General features: G+C 49.0%; 14 protein-coding genes and 1 pseudogene. 11 read left to right on the top strand and 4 right to left on the bottom strand.

Going from position 1 to position 15804, the window contains the following annotated elements:
* Window positions 1-27 precede the first annotated feature (27 nt).
* Together PSHG_RS11440 and PSHG_RS11435 are read left to right on the top strand one after the other, a co-directional pair.
* Entirely contained in the window at window positions 28-1275 is a 1248-nt protein-coding gene (locus tag PSHG_RS11440) for an AGE family epimerase/isomerase (RefSeq protein ID WP_010272836.1), read from the top strand.
* A gap of 187 nt (window positions 1276-1462) precedes the next feature.
* Entirely contained in the window at window positions 1463-2443 is a 981-nt protein-coding gene (locus PSHG_RS11435; protein ID WP_010272835.1) for a diaminopimelate dehydrogenase, read from the top strand.
* 163 nt (window positions 2444-2606) lie between these two features.
* Here the strand turns inward: PSHG_RS11435 and PSHG_RS31470 are convergent.
* Window positions 2607-2786 (bottom strand): annotated as a pseudogene (locus PSHG_RS31470) (transposase); the annotation flags it as partial.
* A gap of 117 nt (window positions 2787-2903) precedes the next feature.
* Here PSHG_RS31470 and PSHG_RS11425 point away from each other — a divergent pair.
* Window positions 2904-3641 carry a uracil-DNA glycosylase gene (locus PSHG_RS11425; protein WP_010272832.1) on the top strand — a complete coding sequence of 246 codons (738 nt, stop codon included), beginning with the start codon at window positions 2904-2906 and terminating at the stop codon, window positions 3639-3641.
* Here PSHG_RS11425 and PSHG_RS11420 read toward each other — a convergent pair.
* Together PSHG_RS11420 and PSHG_RS11415 are read right to left on the bottom strand one after the other, a co-directional pair.
* Window positions 3625-4587, bottom strand: a complete 963-nt coding sequence (locus tag PSHG_RS11420; RefSeq protein WP_010272830.1) for an SPL family radical SAM protein — start codon at window positions 4585-4587, stop codon at window positions 3625-3627. The genes PSHG_RS11425 and PSHG_RS11420 overlap by 17 nt on opposite strands.
* Before the next feature lie 287 nt (window positions 4588-4874).
* Window positions 4875-6140 (bottom strand): hypothetical protein, encoded by a 1266-nt coding sequence (locus PSHG_RS11415; protein ID WP_010272828.1) that lies wholly within the window; start codon window positions 6138-6140, stop codon window positions 4875-4877.
* A 167-nt stretch (window positions 6141-6307) separates the two neighbouring features.
* On the opposite strand from PSHG_RS11415, the gene PSHG_RS11410 reads away from it, so the two are divergent.
* From PSHG_RS11410 to PSHG_RS11390, 5 genes are all read left to right on the top strand, one after another.
* Window positions 6308-7000: a GNAT family N-acetyltransferase gene (locus tag PSHG_RS11410; protein ID WP_010272826.1), complete on the top strand. Its 693-nt coding sequence runs from the start codon at window positions 6308-6310 to the stop codon at window positions 6998-7000.
* A 381-nt stretch (window positions 7001-7381) separates the two neighbouring features.
* Window positions 7382-7693, top strand: coding sequence for a putative signal transducing protein (locus tag PSHG_RS11405; protein ID WP_010272824.1), 312 nt, complete (start codon window positions 7382-7384; stop codon window positions 7691-7693).
* 244 nt (window positions 7694-7937) lie between these two features.
* Window positions 7938-9104, top strand: coding sequence for an HD-GYP domain-containing protein (locus PSHG_RS11400; RefSeq protein ID WP_010272823.1), 1167 nt, complete (start codon window positions 7938-7940; stop codon window positions 9102-9104).
* Between the two features lie 241 nt (window positions 9105-9345).
* Window positions 9346-10566, top strand: a complete 1221-nt coding sequence (locus tag PSHG_RS27360) for a hypothetical protein (protein WP_010272822.1) — start codon at window positions 9346-9348, stop codon at window positions 10564-10566.
* A 113-nt stretch (window positions 10567-10679) separates the two neighbouring features.
* Window positions 10680-11096 carry a hypothetical protein gene (locus PSHG_RS11390; RefSeq protein ID WP_010272821.1) on the top strand — a complete coding sequence of 139 codons (417 nt, stop codon included), beginning with the start codon at window positions 10680-10682 and terminating at the stop codon, window positions 11094-11096.
* An 805-nt stretch (window positions 11097-11901) separates the two neighbouring features.
* Here the strand turns inward: PSHG_RS11390 and PSHG_RS11385 are convergent.
* Window positions 11902-12120: a DUF378 domain-containing protein gene (locus PSHG_RS11385; protein ID WP_010272820.1), complete on the bottom strand. Its 219-nt coding sequence runs from the start codon at window positions 12118-12120 to the stop codon at window positions 11902-11904.
* A 236-nt stretch (window positions 12121-12356) separates the two neighbouring features.
* On the opposite strand from PSHG_RS11385, the gene PSHG_RS27355 reads away from it, so the two are divergent.
* From PSHG_RS27355 to egtB, 3 genes are all read left to right on the top strand, one after another.
* On the top strand, window positions 12357-12596 hold the full coding sequence (locus PSHG_RS27355) for a hypothetical protein (RefSeq protein ID WP_010272819.1): 240 nt from the start codon (window positions 12357-12359) through the stop codon (window positions 12594-12596).
* A 251-nt stretch (window positions 12597-12847) separates the two neighbouring features.
* Entirely contained in the window at window positions 12848-13909 is a 1062-nt protein-coding gene (locus PSHG_RS27350; RefSeq protein WP_010272818.1) for an FUSC family protein, read from the top strand.
* 4 nt (window positions 13910-13913) lie between these two features.
* Window positions 13914-15197: an ergothioneine biosynthesis protein EgtB gene (gene egtB / locus PSHG_RS11370; protein ID WP_010272817.1), complete on the top strand. Its 1284-nt coding sequence runs from the start codon at window positions 13914-13916 to the stop codon at window positions 15195-15197.
* The last annotated feature ends 607 nt before the right edge of the window (window positions 15198-15804 follow it).

Here is a 15804-nt window from a genome sequence, read left to right as displayed (position 1 = left end):
ACGAGGAGAAACGAGGAGTGTAGCGCGATGAATAAAGATAAGCTTGCCGCCTTCTATGCACATGAATTGGAAGCGAATTTCTGGCCTTTCTGGGAGAAGGCATTGGATGAAGAATACGGCGGGGTATATACTTGCTTTAACAATGAGGGATCAGAGCTGGTCAGTACGACCAAATACACTTGGTCACAGGGCCGCTTTCTATGGATGGTTAGCGAGCTGTACGTTTTGGCTGATTCAGGGATCGTGAAATTGGATGCCGCCCGGCTGCGAGAAATTGCCGATCAGACTTATCAATACTTGAAAACTTATACATTAACGGAAGATCTCCATGCTTTATATGCGCTTACCAGAGAGGGGCGGCCTATAGAAGGACAGGAAGACATAAGTGTCTATGCCGATTATTTTCTGGTTCTTGGGGTTAACAAGTATGCCGGTGTTTTCGGGAAGCCGGAAGCTTTTGAATTAGCCAAAGATGTTTATGAAACGATTAAGCGGCGGATTTCGTCCGGGAATTTCAGGACAGAGCCCTATCCGATTCCGGAAGGCTTCGCTTCCCACTCCTTATCGATGATTCAGCTTAATGTGGCACAGGAATTGGAGGCAGCGGCGAAGCAGTTTGCTTCGGATTATGCGGCTGTCGCCGGATATGATGTAAAAGCGCTGCTGGAACGGATTCTTTATGAGCATACAACCGTAGATGGAAGGATCATTGAGCTCAAAACGGCGGCTGCTTCCGAACAACAGCAAACCTTGCTCGGCCGACACGTTAATCCAGGGCATACTCTCGAATCCTTGTGGTTCCAGCTTCACAGCCTAGAGCATTGGGAGGAACAGCAGCAAGAACAGATAATCCAAAAGCTGTCGCAGGTTGCCTTTAAAGCAGTAGAGCTTGGCTGGGATAAGGAATACGGGGGGCTGCTGCGGTTTGTTGATCTTGAGGGCGGGCAGCCTAGCGGTGAAAAAAGCGGAGATGCTTATGAGAAGCTGATTGTGGAAACTTGGGATTTGAAGCTGTGGTGGCCGCACTCCGAAGCGCTGTATAGCTTGCTGCTTTTTTATGAGCTGACCGGCGAGGAAAGATTCATGGAATGGTATGGGCTGTTCGAAGAATACTGCTTTAGAACGTTCCCTAACCGCGATGAAAGCATTCGCGAATGGATTCAAATCCGGGACCGGAGCGGTGAACCGCTAAACAAAGTTGTCGCTCTGCCCGTGAAAGACCCGTTTCATATTGTCAGGAACTTTATCCTAATCGTTAAACTCTTAAATGCTTGACTAGATTAACAGCTATCAGACGAAAAGAAAAAATCTTTGCAGCTTTTATAGGATCTGTTCATCCAGAGGAAGCAAAGCTTACCAGCTCAATTTCTCTAACAACGCATGTTATCTAATTAGCTTTCCTGCTATAATATTCTTTATGAGCTAATCCAATCAATTCTTATGTGGAGAGGGAGCAATAGAGATGACTTCTAAAATTAAAGTAGGTATTGTAGGCTATGGGAACCTGGGACGGGGAGTAGAATTGGCTCTTGAACAGAATCCGGATATGGAATTGACCGCGATTTTTACCAGAAGGGAGCCCAAAGAAGCGGGCGGCCATCCTAAAATGGTTCATATCTCGAAAGCAGAAGACTATCGTGATGAGATCAACGTGATGATTTTGTGCGGAGGCTCCGCAACCGATCTGCCTGAGCAGGGCCCGCAGTTTGCTGCCATGTTTAACACAGTGGACAGCTATGACACTCACGCGCGGATTCCGGAATACTTCGACAAAGTTGATCAGGCCGCAAAGCAAGCCGGGACGGTTAGCGTGATTTCTACCGGCTGGGATCCGGGTCTCTTCTCCCTGAACCGGATGTTGGCGGAGGCTGTGCTGCCTGAAGGGCTGGAGTATACTTTCTGGGGCAAAGGAGTCAGCCAGGGCCACTCTGATGCAATCCGCAGAGTCGCTGGCGTCGCCGGCGGAGTCCAGTATACGATTCCGAGCGATGAGGCTGTGAATAAGGTGCGGGCGGGACTTAACCCGACTTTGGAAACAAAGGACAAGCATATTCGCGAGTGTTACGTCGTTCCTGAGGAAGGTGCTGATCTGCAGCGTATTGAGCAAGAGATCAAAACGATGCCTAATTATTTCTCCGATTATGAAACCATCGTTCATTTTATTTCTGCCGAACAATTAAAAGAGGAGCATTCTGCTATGCCTCATGGAGGACTGGTGCTTCGTTCCGGCAAAACAGGCGGGGGCAAGCATACGCAAATTATCGAATTTGGCCTGAAGCTGGACAGCAATCCGGAGTTCACAGCCAGCGTGCTGGTAGCCTATGCGAGAGCCGTCCATAAATTCGCTCAGGAAGGACAAGCCGGTGCCAAGACGGTATTCGATGTTCCATTCGGCTACCTGTCTCCGAAATCCCCTGAGCAATTGCGGAAAGAACTGCTCTAAGCGATTAACCAGACCAATTTATAATGGCAGCATCCATATCGAATAGGGCTGTTCCATAAGTTCACCAAAATAAAAGGTTGGGCGGAAAAAACATAATGTTTTCCGTCCAGCTTTTTTTGTCATGTTGTTACTGTAAGATAGTAGCGAGGCGGATGCCTGCTATTTTCAGTAGGCTGTGGGCCAATGCCACAATCCCAAACTCAACGAAAACCTTGTCAACGTGAACCTTGTCCAGTCCCCGTAAGGAGAACCGTCGGAACGACCGATTGCCCTTGAGGTGACCGGACACGCTTTCTACCTCCACTTTACGCCGAGCATTCTGTGAAAATAACTCCCCTGCCAGGTAGAAGTATTCCATAGCTCAAAGGGGAAAGTGTCCTCTATAGGGAAGACCTCTGCCGCCCACTATGTTACAATTCTAGTAAAAAGCTAACTGCATTAATAATAAGGATGATGAAGCATGGCTATTTTAACGAATGATTGGGCTCCGCTATTAAATGATGAATTTACGAAGCCCTATTACCAGTCTCTGCGTCAATTTTTGAAACAGGAATACAGCAGCCGGGTGGTCTATCCCGATATGCATCATATCTATTCGGCTTTGCATTTAACTCCCTATCACAAGGTGAAGGTGGTTGTGCTCGGCCAGGACCCCTATCATGGCCCGGGTCAGGCCCACGGATTAAGCTTTTCGGTGAGGCCGGGCATTAAGCCGCCACCGTCTCTGCAGAATATCATGAAAGAGCTTCATGACGATCTGGGCTGCCCGATTCCCCGGCACGGTTATCTCGGCCAATGGGCCGGGCAAGGGGTGCTGCTGCTTAATTCAGTGCTTACGGTGCGCCGGGGAGAAGCAAACTCACACCAAGGTATGGGGTGGGAGGTGTTTACCGACCGGGTCATTGAGGTGTTGAATGAGCGGGAGCAGCCGATGGTCTTCATCCTTTGGGGCAAATATGCCCAGGAAAAAGCAGCCCGGATAACGGCTAAGCAGCACGGCATCATCCGCTCCCCCCACCCGAGCCCGTTCTCCGCGCATCGTGGCTTCCTCGGGAGCAGACCGTTCTCACGGGCCAATGCATTCCTCGAGCAATGCGGAATGAGCCCTGTTGATTGGGCGCTTCCGGAAGAAGCCGGCGAGGAATTAGCGATCGCGCAGGGCGTACAGCCTGGGAGCGGTCTTATATCGGAAAGCTGAGCTGGACCGGCTCAGTCCGGGTCTCAGCGGCTTTCGCACCGGCGCCATCCTCCGCGGAGCCGGCTTCCGGTTCACGGCGGAACCGGGCCGTTAGCCCGTAGCGCTGCATGAGCCGCTGCACCCGTCTCATCGCCTGATCGCGATAGCTATGCTCAGCAGTTCCGCTTCGTGCGTAGAGCTTAGCGTACCGCTGCAGCAATTCAGGAAAGTGTTCCTCCAGCATAAGGAAGAACCAGCTTTTTACTTCGGATGTGCTTAAGCGTAAAAAAGATGGCACCACGAACTGGGGGCGGTAACGGGCGGCTGTGGACAGCAAGCGTTCCAATTCCTCTTCTGAATCGGTCAAATACGGAAGCAGAGGCGCAGCGAAAATGCCCGCGTCGATTCCGTTACCGACAAGCTCCCTGACTGTCTCCAGCCGTTTAATTGGGAACGGGGTAGCCGGCTCCGTCTGCTTCCATACCTTCGTGTTTAAAGTGTTGATGCTTATATTGACAGTCAGTCCCGGAATGCGCCTGAGGATGTCCAAATCCCGGAGAATGAGCGGAGAGCGGGTTGTAATCGATGCCGAAACCCGGTACTGGGCCAATAGCTCCAGCATTTGCCGGGTCAGCTTCGCTTTGGCCTCTACCGGCTGATAAGGATCAGTGGCGGTGCCGATGGCTATACTACCTAGCCCTTTTAGGCCTTTGCGTGAGCGGGCGTGGGCGGCTAGCTGCTTCTCCAACACTTCAGCAGCGTTTTCCTTGACGAAGATATGGTTCTGAAAAGAATCATCTGCTTGAACGCCTAGAAAGCTGTGGGTGCTGCGGGCATAGCAGAAGCTGCAGCCGTGCTGGCAGCCGCGATATGGATTAATGGACCAGGAAAAAGGCATGGAGGCAGCGCTTACCGGATTAAGAATTTGCTTGGCTGACATAGGTTCGTATTGAATACGGCTGGACATAAATGTCCCCTCCAGTACAGTAGTGAAATAATGACGAATCGAAAAGAACGTATGTTCTGTTTCTCCATAGTCTATCTTATTTCACTTTTTTGCGCAAATTGAAATCGATTCCTCGCAAGGTAATTTTCCCCTTTAAGCGTTCGGCCTGCAGATCTTGCTGGTAAAACTCTCATAGAACTTATCCTAAACGTGCAGACAAAAAAACTTCGCGAACCGGCTGTCATCTGGAAACGATGAATTAGCCGGCGGCGAAGCTTAAAGGCTCTAGGTGAAATGCTTTATAAAAATTACCGTTCGGATGAATCGGCTTCCTGCTCTCCAGCGGAATGAATAGCATCGCTGGCCTCCGCTTCATTTGGCTGTTCGTTAGCTTCATCCCCGGAAACGTGAGGCTCTCCGCTTTGCTGAGCGGCTTGTCCTGCAGGCTCTTGCTTTTTGACTTCCAGAGATTTCAACAGCCATTCGCGTTTGACGGTAGCACTGTTGTTCAGCTCAGGCACCTGATATTTCCACGGCTGTCCCCAATTGCGTGAAAACGCCTCAAGAATATGCAGGATCGCTGCCCCCCACTCCTCGATTTCATTAACGATAGGAGGGATGCGGGGATAGTAATGCAGATAGGTTTCTCTTAAGATTGACTCTGCGGAAGCTTGAATGACCGGCGGCAGGGTGGCATCAATCTGCTGCCGGAGTGAAGCGGATATCGCTGCGGAGCCTGCGGTTGCTGCTTGCAAATCCTCTTCCGTGGCAATCCCCTGTTCCTTAGCAAGCCATACTACAACCCAATCTATGAGTGCCTGGAATCCTTTGGGCAGTACGGCTTCAAGCCTGGGCTCTGGCTTTTCTAAATTCACGACGAAGGAATCGCCGAATTTGGTCATTTTCGCATTTCCTTTAACGCCATGCCAGTGCAGATTGATCAGTGCACGCGTTTTGGCCTTGTTGCTGGCCTCCTCATTACGACACACTCTTCTAAGCATTTTCTCTCCCCGAAGTCCGGGAAAAAACGTAAGAATTTGCAGGCCCGCGAGCATCTGTTCCGGGCGCTCCAGCATAGGCTCCACCAGGTTGAAAATCTCTTCCGATTTCTTCTCGGCTATCCAATCCAGGTAAATTTTTTTCTTGGAAATCTCTTCAATAGAGAGAATCGGAGGTTTTTTCTCCTGGGAATTTTGCTCTTCGTTGCGCGCCAGCATCTGCTCAATGTCGGCGATGATGGTCTCAAGCGCTTCTTTATTGTCACACTCCGGCTTCTCCGAGTAGATTTTCAACCATTCCGCCAAGGCATGAGGCTGGTAGCGGTAGGCCTTCAAAGCTGAGCCGATCAAGTCTTTCACATAGGGCAGCGGCCGCAATGCATAGCGGGCTAGAAGGACCTGCTGGGCAGGGGTATCCTTCATAATCCCGAGGCAAAATATTAAGCTTACCCATGACTTGTAGTGATTGGAATCAAGCAGCATGGTCCGGTAAAAGAGATTGGACGCGGCACCTAGTGCCCCCCGGTTTATATGCTCAATGGCCAGATTAAAGTGCAAGCTTACAGGATTGTTCATAATCAAAGTTCCTCCAAAACGTTTCAGTAATCGATAGAGCGTCTATTTTACTTTACCAGAAGCTGTCGCGGAACAAAAGAAAAACATCCATACGCTGCGGCGTCCCGTTTTGCTATACTTGGGAAGAGACTGCTCCGGTGTGACTATGGAAGGGGAGTGAGAGTATCATGGATCGATATTGCAAAAGCTTTTTTGCCTATGAGGGCAGGGGGAAGAGACCCGTAAAAGTGACTATCCGTAACTATGGGAAGGAAGATTTTGCCCAACTAATCGATATTCAGCGGGAGTGCTTTCCCCCGCCGTTTCCTTCGGAGCTGTGGTGGAATGAAGAGCAGCTGACCGAGCACGTGACCCGATTTCCCGAAGGGGCGCTTTGTGCGGAAGTCGAGGGGGAACTGGTTGGCTCCATGACTGCCTTGAAGGTGAACTTCGATCGCGATCATTGGCAGCATACGTGGGCGGAAGTGACGGACAACGGCTATATTCGCAATCACGATTTTGCAGGCAACAGCCTGTACGTCGTAGATATCAGCGTAAGACCGTCCAGAAGAAAGCTGGGGCTTGGGAAGTCCTTGATGCAATCGATGTATGAACTGGTTATTCATCAGCAGCTGCAGCGCCTAGTAGGCGGCGGGCGAATGTCCGGGTACCACAAAATGGCTAGCCAGATGAGTGCTGAGCAATATTTGAACGAAGTGATCACGGGAAGCATACAGGACCCGGTCATTACGTTTCTGCTGCGCTGCGGGAGACAGCCTGTTGGAGTAGCAGCCGAATATTTGGAGGATGCGGAATCGCTTAATTACGCCGCTATTATGGAATGGCCGAATCCGTTCGTCAAGGCGGACACCGGTTATTAGATTAGACGCCAAAGCATATGAATAATATAACGTGGGTCTGCCAGGCGATGTTTGCTTGGTTGGCGAGGTTAAAATAGACAAACAAAACGGGGGAGGGAGGCCGTTTATTTTTCCATGATCGGGTACTGGCAACGGAATTTATAAAAATCGTTCGAATGCCTGCTATTATTTCTCTGCCAACGTGTTTCAGCCAAGGTCTGCGGGGGTAATCTTACTCGAGAACCTTTAACTCCACTTATCGAAGCTAAAGCTGATGACCGTAACAAGAACCTGCAGTACTGGAATGTGCGCTATCCAGACGAGTTAAGGTTCTGAGAGGAAAAGGCTCCCGGGCTTAACGGGAGGGCTTTTTAAACTAACCTTATAAAAGGCGGTGTAACTATGGCTTGGGTGTGGATTTTACTTGCTGTTGCAGTCGTTGGTCTGGTTATTTGGAGGATTCAACAGTCCTGGACCACCTTGTTTGTAGGAACAGGTCCTCAGGCAGAGGCAGCACAATATAAATACAATTTGTTGAAGGATGAAGGTGTACGCTGTAAGCTTAAATCCATGGATACACAAGGTGCTGCGGTTGGCATGGCTCCGGGAGGGGAATACCCGGGAACAGCTCAGTACCGGGTAATGGTTCACAAAAATGATGTAGAAAAAGCCAGAGCCATTCTGGCTCGACAAGATGAAGCTTCTTTAGTCTAGACGTGACAGGACGTTAAATACAGCATGAAGGACTCGCTTCCAGAGATTACGGGCGGGTCCTTTTCCATTGCCTCGGTTGTTTTTCCCCCTATTCCGACAAAATCCATCGTATTTCAAAAATATTTAGCAAAGATGATAGTTTTATTAGAAAAATACGGAAGGAAAAAGCAATTCTTATGCCGAATATTGAACAATGTGCAGAAGCTAATCTTTTCTACTTCTAGGCCTAAAGAGGTATATACATATGCAAAAGGGATTTCTCGGCAGTGCATTGCTTAATCAGGAGCGTCAAGCCGCCAAGCTTTTTTTGATCTTATTTTATGCTATCAATGTAACTTACGATTTGGTGTATTACTACTTCCTTCCGCTTTTTATCACAGATACCCGGTATGGGTTTGAGAACAACAGTGTAAGCTTTGGTGAATATGTCATACGGTTTCTGTTATTGTTTGTAGCCTGGCGGTTATTCAAAATCAATCGTCCCGATCTGATTAAATACATATATTTTATTGTATATACCTTTACGAACACTATTGGTGAAATTATCATCTATGCCGATGGCAGTGAATACAGCAGCGGTAATATCTTCGAGCTGTTTCTGGTCATTTTTTCTGCAATTTTCATTAACAAAACGTTTTGCTGGCTTGTCTCCATCGGTACTCTTTTGAAGTACTTAATCGTTGGACTTGTGATTCAAAATCCCGAGGTGCTTCTGCCTATTCTGATTGTTGCTTGTCTTTCGGTAGTTTCCTTTTTACTGCTGCACCGCTTTCAGACCTATCTTGGGGCAATCCGGCAATCGCTTAGCAGCCAACTGGAGGGCATTGTAATCGGTATCATTGCAGCGCTGGAGCTGAAGGATCCTTATACCAGAGGACATAGCGAGCGGGTCGCCAATTATGCGGTAATTTTTGCGCGGAAGCTTAATCTTTTCGGTGAAGAAGAATTAAAGAGCTACTATTACGCCTGTCTGCTGCATGATATTGGCAAGGTTCACATCTCTGACAGCATATTGACCAAATCATCCAGCCTGACTCACGAGGAATACGGAATTATAAAACAGCATCCCACTTTGGGGGCCGATGCCGTACAGCATATTGAAGGCTTGGGCGACAGTATCGATGTGATCCGCTATCACCATGAGCGCTGGGACGGCAAGGGCTATCCCGAGGGGCTGAGCGGAGAGCAAATCCCGCTATTGGCAAGAATCACCGCGATTGCAGATGCCTTCGATGCGATGACTACAGACCGGTCCTACCGGCCCGCAATGTCATTGGATGTCGCTTACAAAAGAATAGTTAAAGAGAGCGGAACTCAGTTTGATCCGGAGATGGTCAAGGTTTTTACGGAAGTTTTCCCTCTCTGGGTTGCTCAATACTACGCAGATAGTCCTGCGCACCGCAAGAAATAACCGATTTACATAGTTCTCTTTATCTTTGGGGAAACCCTGGGAGGGAGGTGATAGAGATGAAAATTCGTAAATTGAGCAAAATTAAATTGACTTGCTGGTGGTGTGCCTGGAAGAGATAATGATAATGTAGAGGTAAAAAAAGGATGCTAATGGTTGGTAGCATCCTTTTTTTATCTTGGCTTTAAGCGACAATTATTCAGGCGCTTTTGTTCAAAAGTCCGGCGGATGGGGGAGGTCAATCATGGAGTTAAGCTCGAGCAGCAAACTAACCTTAAGCAGCTTGAAGCTGCATGAGAAAAGAAAGCATTATATCGTTGAGGATACCGTATCGGGAGAATTTTATGAAATGCCCTTCCTCTGTATTGAGGCCATTCGCTTGCTGGAGAAGGGCTTAACCCTGCAGGAAGTGGAGAGTCAGCTGCAGCAGCTTTACCCGGAAGAAGAGGTGGATATGCTGTCCTTTGCCAGGCAGCTTATTGAGCTGGAGCTTGTGACAGCTATAAACGGAAGCGCTTTGCGGCGGACAAGTGAAGCGCGGGGACCCTCGCAAGCCCAGGAGCCCTCACCCTTCACAGGCTTTCTGGCCCGGCTCCTCTTCAGCCCGCTGGCGCTTGCCGGTTATGGAGCCATGATGCTAGCCACATTCGCTCTGTGGATAGCCAGGCCGTGGCTGTTTCCCCATTATACGGATCTGTTCGTAAGTGAATGGATGGTGGCCAATTCCATCATGTGGCTCGTTCTTTCACTCCTTATCGTGCTCATTCATGAATCCGGCCATTTCCTGGCTGTTCGCTCCCGCGGAGTGACCTCCCGCCTGGGTATCGGACACCGCTTGTTTCTCGTCGTGTTCGAGACCGAAATGAGCGGGGTGTGGAGACTGCCGGCCAAGCAGCGTTATATCCCGTATCTGGGGGGGATGTGCTTCGATATTGTGCTGCTGTTTGCTGCTACAGCGGCCCGGCTGCTATGGGGACAGGCACTGCCTTGGGTTGACCATGTCGGGGCATTGGTTGGACTGTGTGTGCTTATTAATTTAGGATATCAATTATTGTTTTTTATGAAAACGGATTTGTACTACGTAATTGAAAATGCCACCGGGGTTTACAATCTGATGGAGAGCAGCAAGGCTTGGCTTAGCCGTTACTTGCCCTTCGCTCCGTCTAAGGACGAAGTGATTTTTCATGGAGAAGAACCAGCTGTACGGCGTTATGCCTTGTTTTACTTGAGCGGTCTTCTGGTCAGCTTCCTGCTGTTTATCGGGTATTTGCTCCCGCAGACCGTTCATGCTGTCTATTTGAGTCTGCCCAAGTTGGCAGCGCCATGGCAGAGTGCTGTCTTTTGGGACGGGGCGGTGTTTATGCTGGAGCTTGCTCTTATGCTTGGGCTTCTTGGATATTCCTGGTACCGCAAGTGGCGGGAATCCGCTTTATTCCGTTCTTCCCGTATGTCATCGTCAGAATAATCCAGCCTCGCGATTGACCGTAAGTTCGCCTGCTGATGATTACGCGATCCTCTTTTTGGGTAACACAATAGTAAGAACTTTGGTCATTAATCCTTACAGAGAGGGGAACTATAATGAGCAAAATTATCCAGGCATACTTTAAAACGGAAGATGATGCGGAAAGTGCAAGAATTAAACTGATGACCTTTGAAACCAAAAATTTGGAAGTCGGAGAGCTTGACGGCACGCTGGACACACGGGGTATTCTGCTTTTCCCTTATGCTGCAGGCACCACGTCCGGCTATTCTTCCCCCACAGGAATGGGAGCCGGTGTTGCAGGCGAAAGAGGGATCGGTGCTGTAGCAGCTTACAACATGCTGGAAGACGAGCGGGATCCCCATGAGATTTATGATGAGGAAGAAGTTGAAGAAATGTCTGTCGAGGACTTTAACTATGTCCTTTCCGCAGAGGTGAAGGAAGAGGAATATAAGGATATCGTGAGGATTCTCCGGCAAAGCCGTGGTTCGGTTGAAGTATTGGACGAAGGATAATCCCGGAACGCTGCAAAAAAGAAGGGACTGTGAAAGAAGGGACTGTGCGAAAAGTGGCCGTGCAGTCCGATAGTTAGAATAAGCAGCGGGCAAAGGCAGCGGCCTCGTGGCAGCGGCCCCGATACGAAATGTATGTGAAGTTGTATGCGAAATTGAATGCGAAATGTATGCAAAAACAGTCATGGCATTGAATTCTCAGGCACAACTCCAGCATGAAAATAGCCAAGGTTGGCGGGATTCGTTGAGGCTCGCGAGCTCGCGGGATTCGCGGGATGTTCGGGCTTGTTGCCTGCGTTTTATATGAAATGTCGTACAAATTCATGGTGTTGAAGTGCGATTACAGGGGATTTGTATGAAACGTCGTACAAATACAGGGGATTGAAGGGCAATTACCCAAGATTTGTATGACAAATCGTACAAATGCCTGGGATTGAAGGGCGATTGCCCGAGATTTGTATGACAAATCGTACAAATGCACGGGCTTTAAGCTACGAAGGAGCTGCAGTCAACTGCAGTCAATGTTTCAGACGCAATTTCGTACAAGCTCCAAATCATGTTATCGAGGTACGATTACCCGAGATTGCTCATCATGCGGTGAGTAGACGAGGGGGGTTATTTTCACAGAAAAACCGCATACGTTTGCCGCCGAGCGGGGCGCGGATGCGAATGATATGCAAAAAAACGCATACAATTGCCTCCGCAGCGCAATCAGAAGTGAAATGGGGCCGTCCATCAGTCAGTTTACACTGACTGATGGACAGCCCCTTCTTTGGCTGCTGCCATTGTCCAGCTTTAGACTCCGTTGTTAGCGTGCTGACTGGCGCTGCTCGTCCGCAATGCGATTATAGAGGCCGATGCAGTAAATAGCTGCCAATCCCACTAGGACATAGATGATTCGCGACATTACGGTATCCATCCCACCGAAGATGCCTCCAACCAAATCCCATTGAAACAGGCCCACTAACAACCAGTTTAATCCGCCTATTATCAATAGAGTCCAGGCCAGCAGGTTTAATCCCTTCATACTTACCCCTCCGCCTTCAGTTTCGAAATTTGACCACAATAGAGCTGGTCATTGAGGATGTACTACTTAGAGTGCTTAACCATTTCAAATTTTATACATTCGGGTATCGTATTGGCGTCGGATTTTTTCTGAAGGATTGGGAGCGCTAACTGAAAATTTGATTAAATAGCCTTGAAGCTGGGTAAGAAGATTAAACACGCCAAAAGCTGGACTGTACGATGGAGGAGGCTGATATTATGAGCAAATTATATAAAAATGAAGACTTGAAGACGGTTGCCCGTTATGAAAGGGACATGCAGTACGGGACTAAGAAAAGAATTGATGAAGTCACTAACGGTTCTATGGCACCCGATTTTGTAGAAATGAAGAAGCTGGGCAGATCTATGGACAGCATGAAAACCAATCAGCAGCTTAATGAAGAGGGACTGGTTGCTGATCCTATTCAAGAAAAGGCCGAGGATAAATCTGAAGATTAACGAATCACCATCCAGTTTTAACTTATCGACCATCAAGATTTAATGCATCCACCAGCCGGATTTAACTTATCCACCATCTGTTTATAAGGATGTTTCAACTGGCGCAGCCGACTGTCGGCTGCGCTGTTTCGTGTGCGTCCTCAGCATAAGTACGGAAATGGCAGCAGAGAACTGTGGGTGCCGGGTTTGGGCACTGTTTTGCAATGTGAACGGCAAAGCGTGTAATATGGGAGTAGGAGGGTTAGTCGTAGATGGAGCTAGGTGCCAGAGTGCTAAAAACAGGTGTAGCGGTTACGCTTGCCTTATACTTATGTGCTTTGCTGGAATGGACTCCAGCAATTATTGCAGCAGTCGCAGCGATTTTTACGATGCAGCCGTCTATATACCGATCCTGGCGGCATATTCGGGATCAGCTGCAAACTAACCTGCTTGGCGCCAGTCTGGCTTTAATGGCCGGAATGGTGTTCAATAACGAACCAATCGCGATTGGTATGGTTTGTATTGTAGTCATTATGATTTGTATCAAGCTGAAAATGGAATCTACCATCGGATTGACCTTAGTTACCGTAATAGCGGTAATGGATGTGGCAGGGGATGCTGCAGTGCACTGGACGTTCGCCTTGAATAGGCTTTTGGTTATCCTTCTGGGGATTGGCTCCGCCTTTCTGGTGAACATTGCTTTTTTCCCGCCGCAGCATGAGAAAAGATTCCTTAAGCAGGTTAACGATGTGTTTAATAAATTTTCCCTCCTTATGCGCGCCTCGCTTACAGACATGATGAAAGAGCCTGTTTTTCGTAAGCAGCAGGAAGAACTTAAAAGGTCGCTGCATAAGCTGGAAGACAAATATACGATTTTCGAGGAAGAGAGACAAAAGCTGAACAGAGGCAAACTGAGCAGGGTTCGGCTTCTGGTCGTCTATAAGGAAATGCTGGAGACGCTCCGTAAGGGGCTCGCTTTGCTGGAGGTCATTCGGCGTCATGAAAGCTCGATCCTACACCGTGACTGTCCGGATAATCGTCTGGAAAGTCAATTGGAACGGTTGGTTAAGCAGCATGAATGGGCTTTGCTCCGATTTGCGGGATTGGCGATTGATAGCAAGAACAGCAGCAATACAGAGAAAGAGTGGATCCTGCCAGGTTCATGGGACCCTGAGGATCAGCAGTTCACCGGCCGGATCCTAATTGCTGCTGCAATGTATGATTATGCTTACCATATCGCCCGGCTTGAACGCCTGGTGCGGCACAATAGTGTAAAAAGCGAGAAAAAAGCGGTTCGGCGGTTCCTATCCGCTTATAGCAAAGACAGGAGGTAGCAACATGGAGATTGCGCAAGGCAGCGATTCCGCAGAATGGCCCAAGAGGTGGATGCAGAACCGTTTTGCCCTGGTCCGTGAGGCAACGGAGCAGTTGGTTGCCCCGCTTGAAATTGAAGATTACGTCATTCAGGCCATGAAGGATGTTTGTCCTCCCAAGTGGCATTTGGCTCATACCACGTGGTTTTTCGAATCCTTTGTTCTGAAACGCTATGCTCCCGGATATCGCCCGTTTCACCGGGATTATGAAGCCTTGTTCCGCTCTTGCTCGGCTCTTGTTTCGAGGACAGATCAGCTGCCGCCGCTTTTTGCCAGGCCGACGGTTAAAGAGATCAAGCGCTACCGGGCTTATGTGAACAAGCATATTATGCAGCTGCTAGAAGAGGCTAATGATGGACTGATCGAATGGATCAAGCCGTTTATGGAGCTGGGTATTCATCATGAGGAACGTCATCAGGAGCGACTGCTTGCGGATATCAAATACAACTTTTCCGTTGATCCGATGAGGCCCGTATATCAGCCGCGAAAAGAAAGCGGACCGCATGCCCTGCCTTACTTGACTTGGCATAAATTCGAAGAAGGCCCGGCGGAGATCGGATATGAGGGCATGCAATTTTGCTTCGACAATGAAACTCCCCGCCATAAAGTATGGATGAACGCTTATCGTCTGGCCTCGCAGCCGGTTACGAACGGTGAATATTTGCAGTTTATAGAGGACGGGGGATACTCGCAGGCCCGTTTTTGGCTGGATGAGGGCTGGGAGTGGGTGAGGAAGGAAAAATGGGAGGCGCCGCTTTACTGGGAAAAGAAGGATGGAAAATGGTGCTATTTTACATTAAGCGGTATGCGGGAAATTGATTTGAATGAGCCTGTTTGTCACGTCAGCTACTATGAGGCGGCCGCTTATGCCCGCTGGGCCGGCAAGAGGCTGCCGACCGAGGCGGAATGGGAGCTGGCTTTTGCCAATCAGGAGACAAAAGGCAATTTTGCCGATTCCCGTCTCTACCACCCGGCTCCCTGCTGCAGCACTCACGGGGAACTGCTCCAGCAAGGATACGGTGATGTGTGGGAATGGACGATGAGCCCCCATATGCCGTATCCCGGCAATAAAGGAACGCATGGAGAAATGGGCACCTTTAACGCCAAATATACGAGCAACCGAATGGTATTGCGGGGAGGTTCTTGCATAACCCCGGAAGGTCATGTAAGACCAAGCTACCGGCACTATCTTCACCCGCATAAGCGCTGGCAGTTCAGCGGAATCCGGCTGGCTGACGATTTGGATTAAGAATACCTGCGCGAAGCTCTTAGCGAGCTGTGTGCGGCAATGTATGCGAAAACCCGCATACAATGGCCGCCGCCGACGTGTGTGGTATGCGAAAGCCCGTCATACCATTGAATTCTCAGCACAACTCCAGCATGAAAATAGCCAAGGTTGGCGGGGTTCGAGGGCTGCGCACGCTTGTTGCCTGCGTTTTGTACGATATCTCGTACAAATCATGCGGTTGAAGAGCGAATACCGGAGATTTGTATGAAACGTCGTACAAATACAGGGGATTGAAGGGCAATTACCTAAGATTTGTATGACAAATCGTACAAATGCATGTGATTGAGGTACGACTGCCCGAAATTTGTATGACAAATCGTACAAATGCAGGGCTTTAAGCTATTAAGGAGGAGCAGTCAGTGTTCACAGAAAAACCGCATACAATGGCCGCCGCGTGCCCGATGCGAAATGTATGCGAAAAACCGCATATAATTGCGTATCAGCGTGCTGGAGCGAATTGGGGCTGTCCAGAAGTAATGGACAGCCCCAAATAATACGAAGGGGGTCCAGAAAGCCAGGAAAGCAGGCTTTCTGAACAGCCCCGTTTTTTTTTGTGCGGCGTGCCCAG

The organism is Paenibacillus senegalensis JC66 (assembly GCF_000285515.1).
In the GTDB taxonomy this organism is placed as follows: Bacteria; Bacillota; Bacilli; order Paenibacillales; family NBRC-103111; genus Paenibacillus_L; species Paenibacillus_L senegalensis.
Note: the sequence above shows the minus strand (reverse complement) of the source record. Positions and strands in the feature narration are given on the sequence as shown.

Coding starts and splice junctions, on each gene's coding strand:
- PSHG_RS11385 (WP_010272820.1), bottom strand. CDS start 12,120: ATGAAGGGATTAAACCTGCTGGCCTGGACTCTATTGATAATAGGCGGA.
- PSHG_RS27350 (WP_010272818.1), top strand. CDS start 12,848: ATGGAGCTAGGTGCCAGAGTGCTAAAAACAGGTGTAGCGGTTACGCTT.
- PSHG_RS11390 (WP_010272821.1), top strand. CDS start 10,680: ATGAGCAAAATTATCCAGGCATACTTTAAAACGGAAGATGATGCGGAA.
- PSHG_RS11435 (WP_010272835.1), top strand. CDS start 1,463: ATGACTTCTAAAATTAAAGTAGGTATTGTAGGCTATGGGAACCTGGGA.
- PSHG_RS27355 (WP_010272819.1), top strand. CDS start 12,357: ATGAGCAAATTATATAAAAATGAAGACTTGAAGACGGTTGCCCGTTAT.
- egtB (WP_010272817.1), top strand. CDS start 13,914: ATGGAGATTGCGCAAGGCAGCGATTCCGCAGAATGGCCCAAGAGGTGG.
- PSHG_RS11400 (WP_010272823.1), top strand. CDS start 7,938: ATGCAAAAGGGATTTCTCGGCAGTGCATTGCTTAATCAGGAGCGTCAA.
- PSHG_RS11405 (WP_010272824.1), top strand. CDS start 7,382: ATGGCTTGGGTGTGGATTTTACTTGCTGTTGCAGTCGTTGGTCTGGTT.
- PSHG_RS11420 (WP_010272830.1), bottom strand. CDS start 4,587: ATGTCCAGCCGTATTCAATACGAACCTATGTCAGCCAAGCAAATTCTT.
- PSHG_RS11415 (WP_010272828.1), bottom strand. CDS start 6,140: ATGAACAATCCTGTAAGCTTGCACTTTAATCTGGCCATTGAGCATATA.
- PSHG_RS11440 (WP_010272836.1), top strand. CDS start 28: ATGAATAAAGATAAGCTTGCCGCCTTCTATGCACATGAATTGGAAGCG.
- PSHG_RS11410 (WP_010272826.1), top strand. CDS start 6,308: ATGGATCGATATTGCAAAAGCTTTTTTGCCTATGAGGGCAGGGGGAAG.
- PSHG_RS11425 (WP_010272832.1), top strand. CDS start 2,904: ATGGCTATTTTAACGAATGATTGGGCTCCGCTATTAAATGATGAATTT.
- PSHG_RS27360 (WP_010272822.1), top strand. CDS start 9,346: ATGGAGTTAAGCTCGAGCAGCAAACTAACCTTAAGCAGCTTGAAGCTG.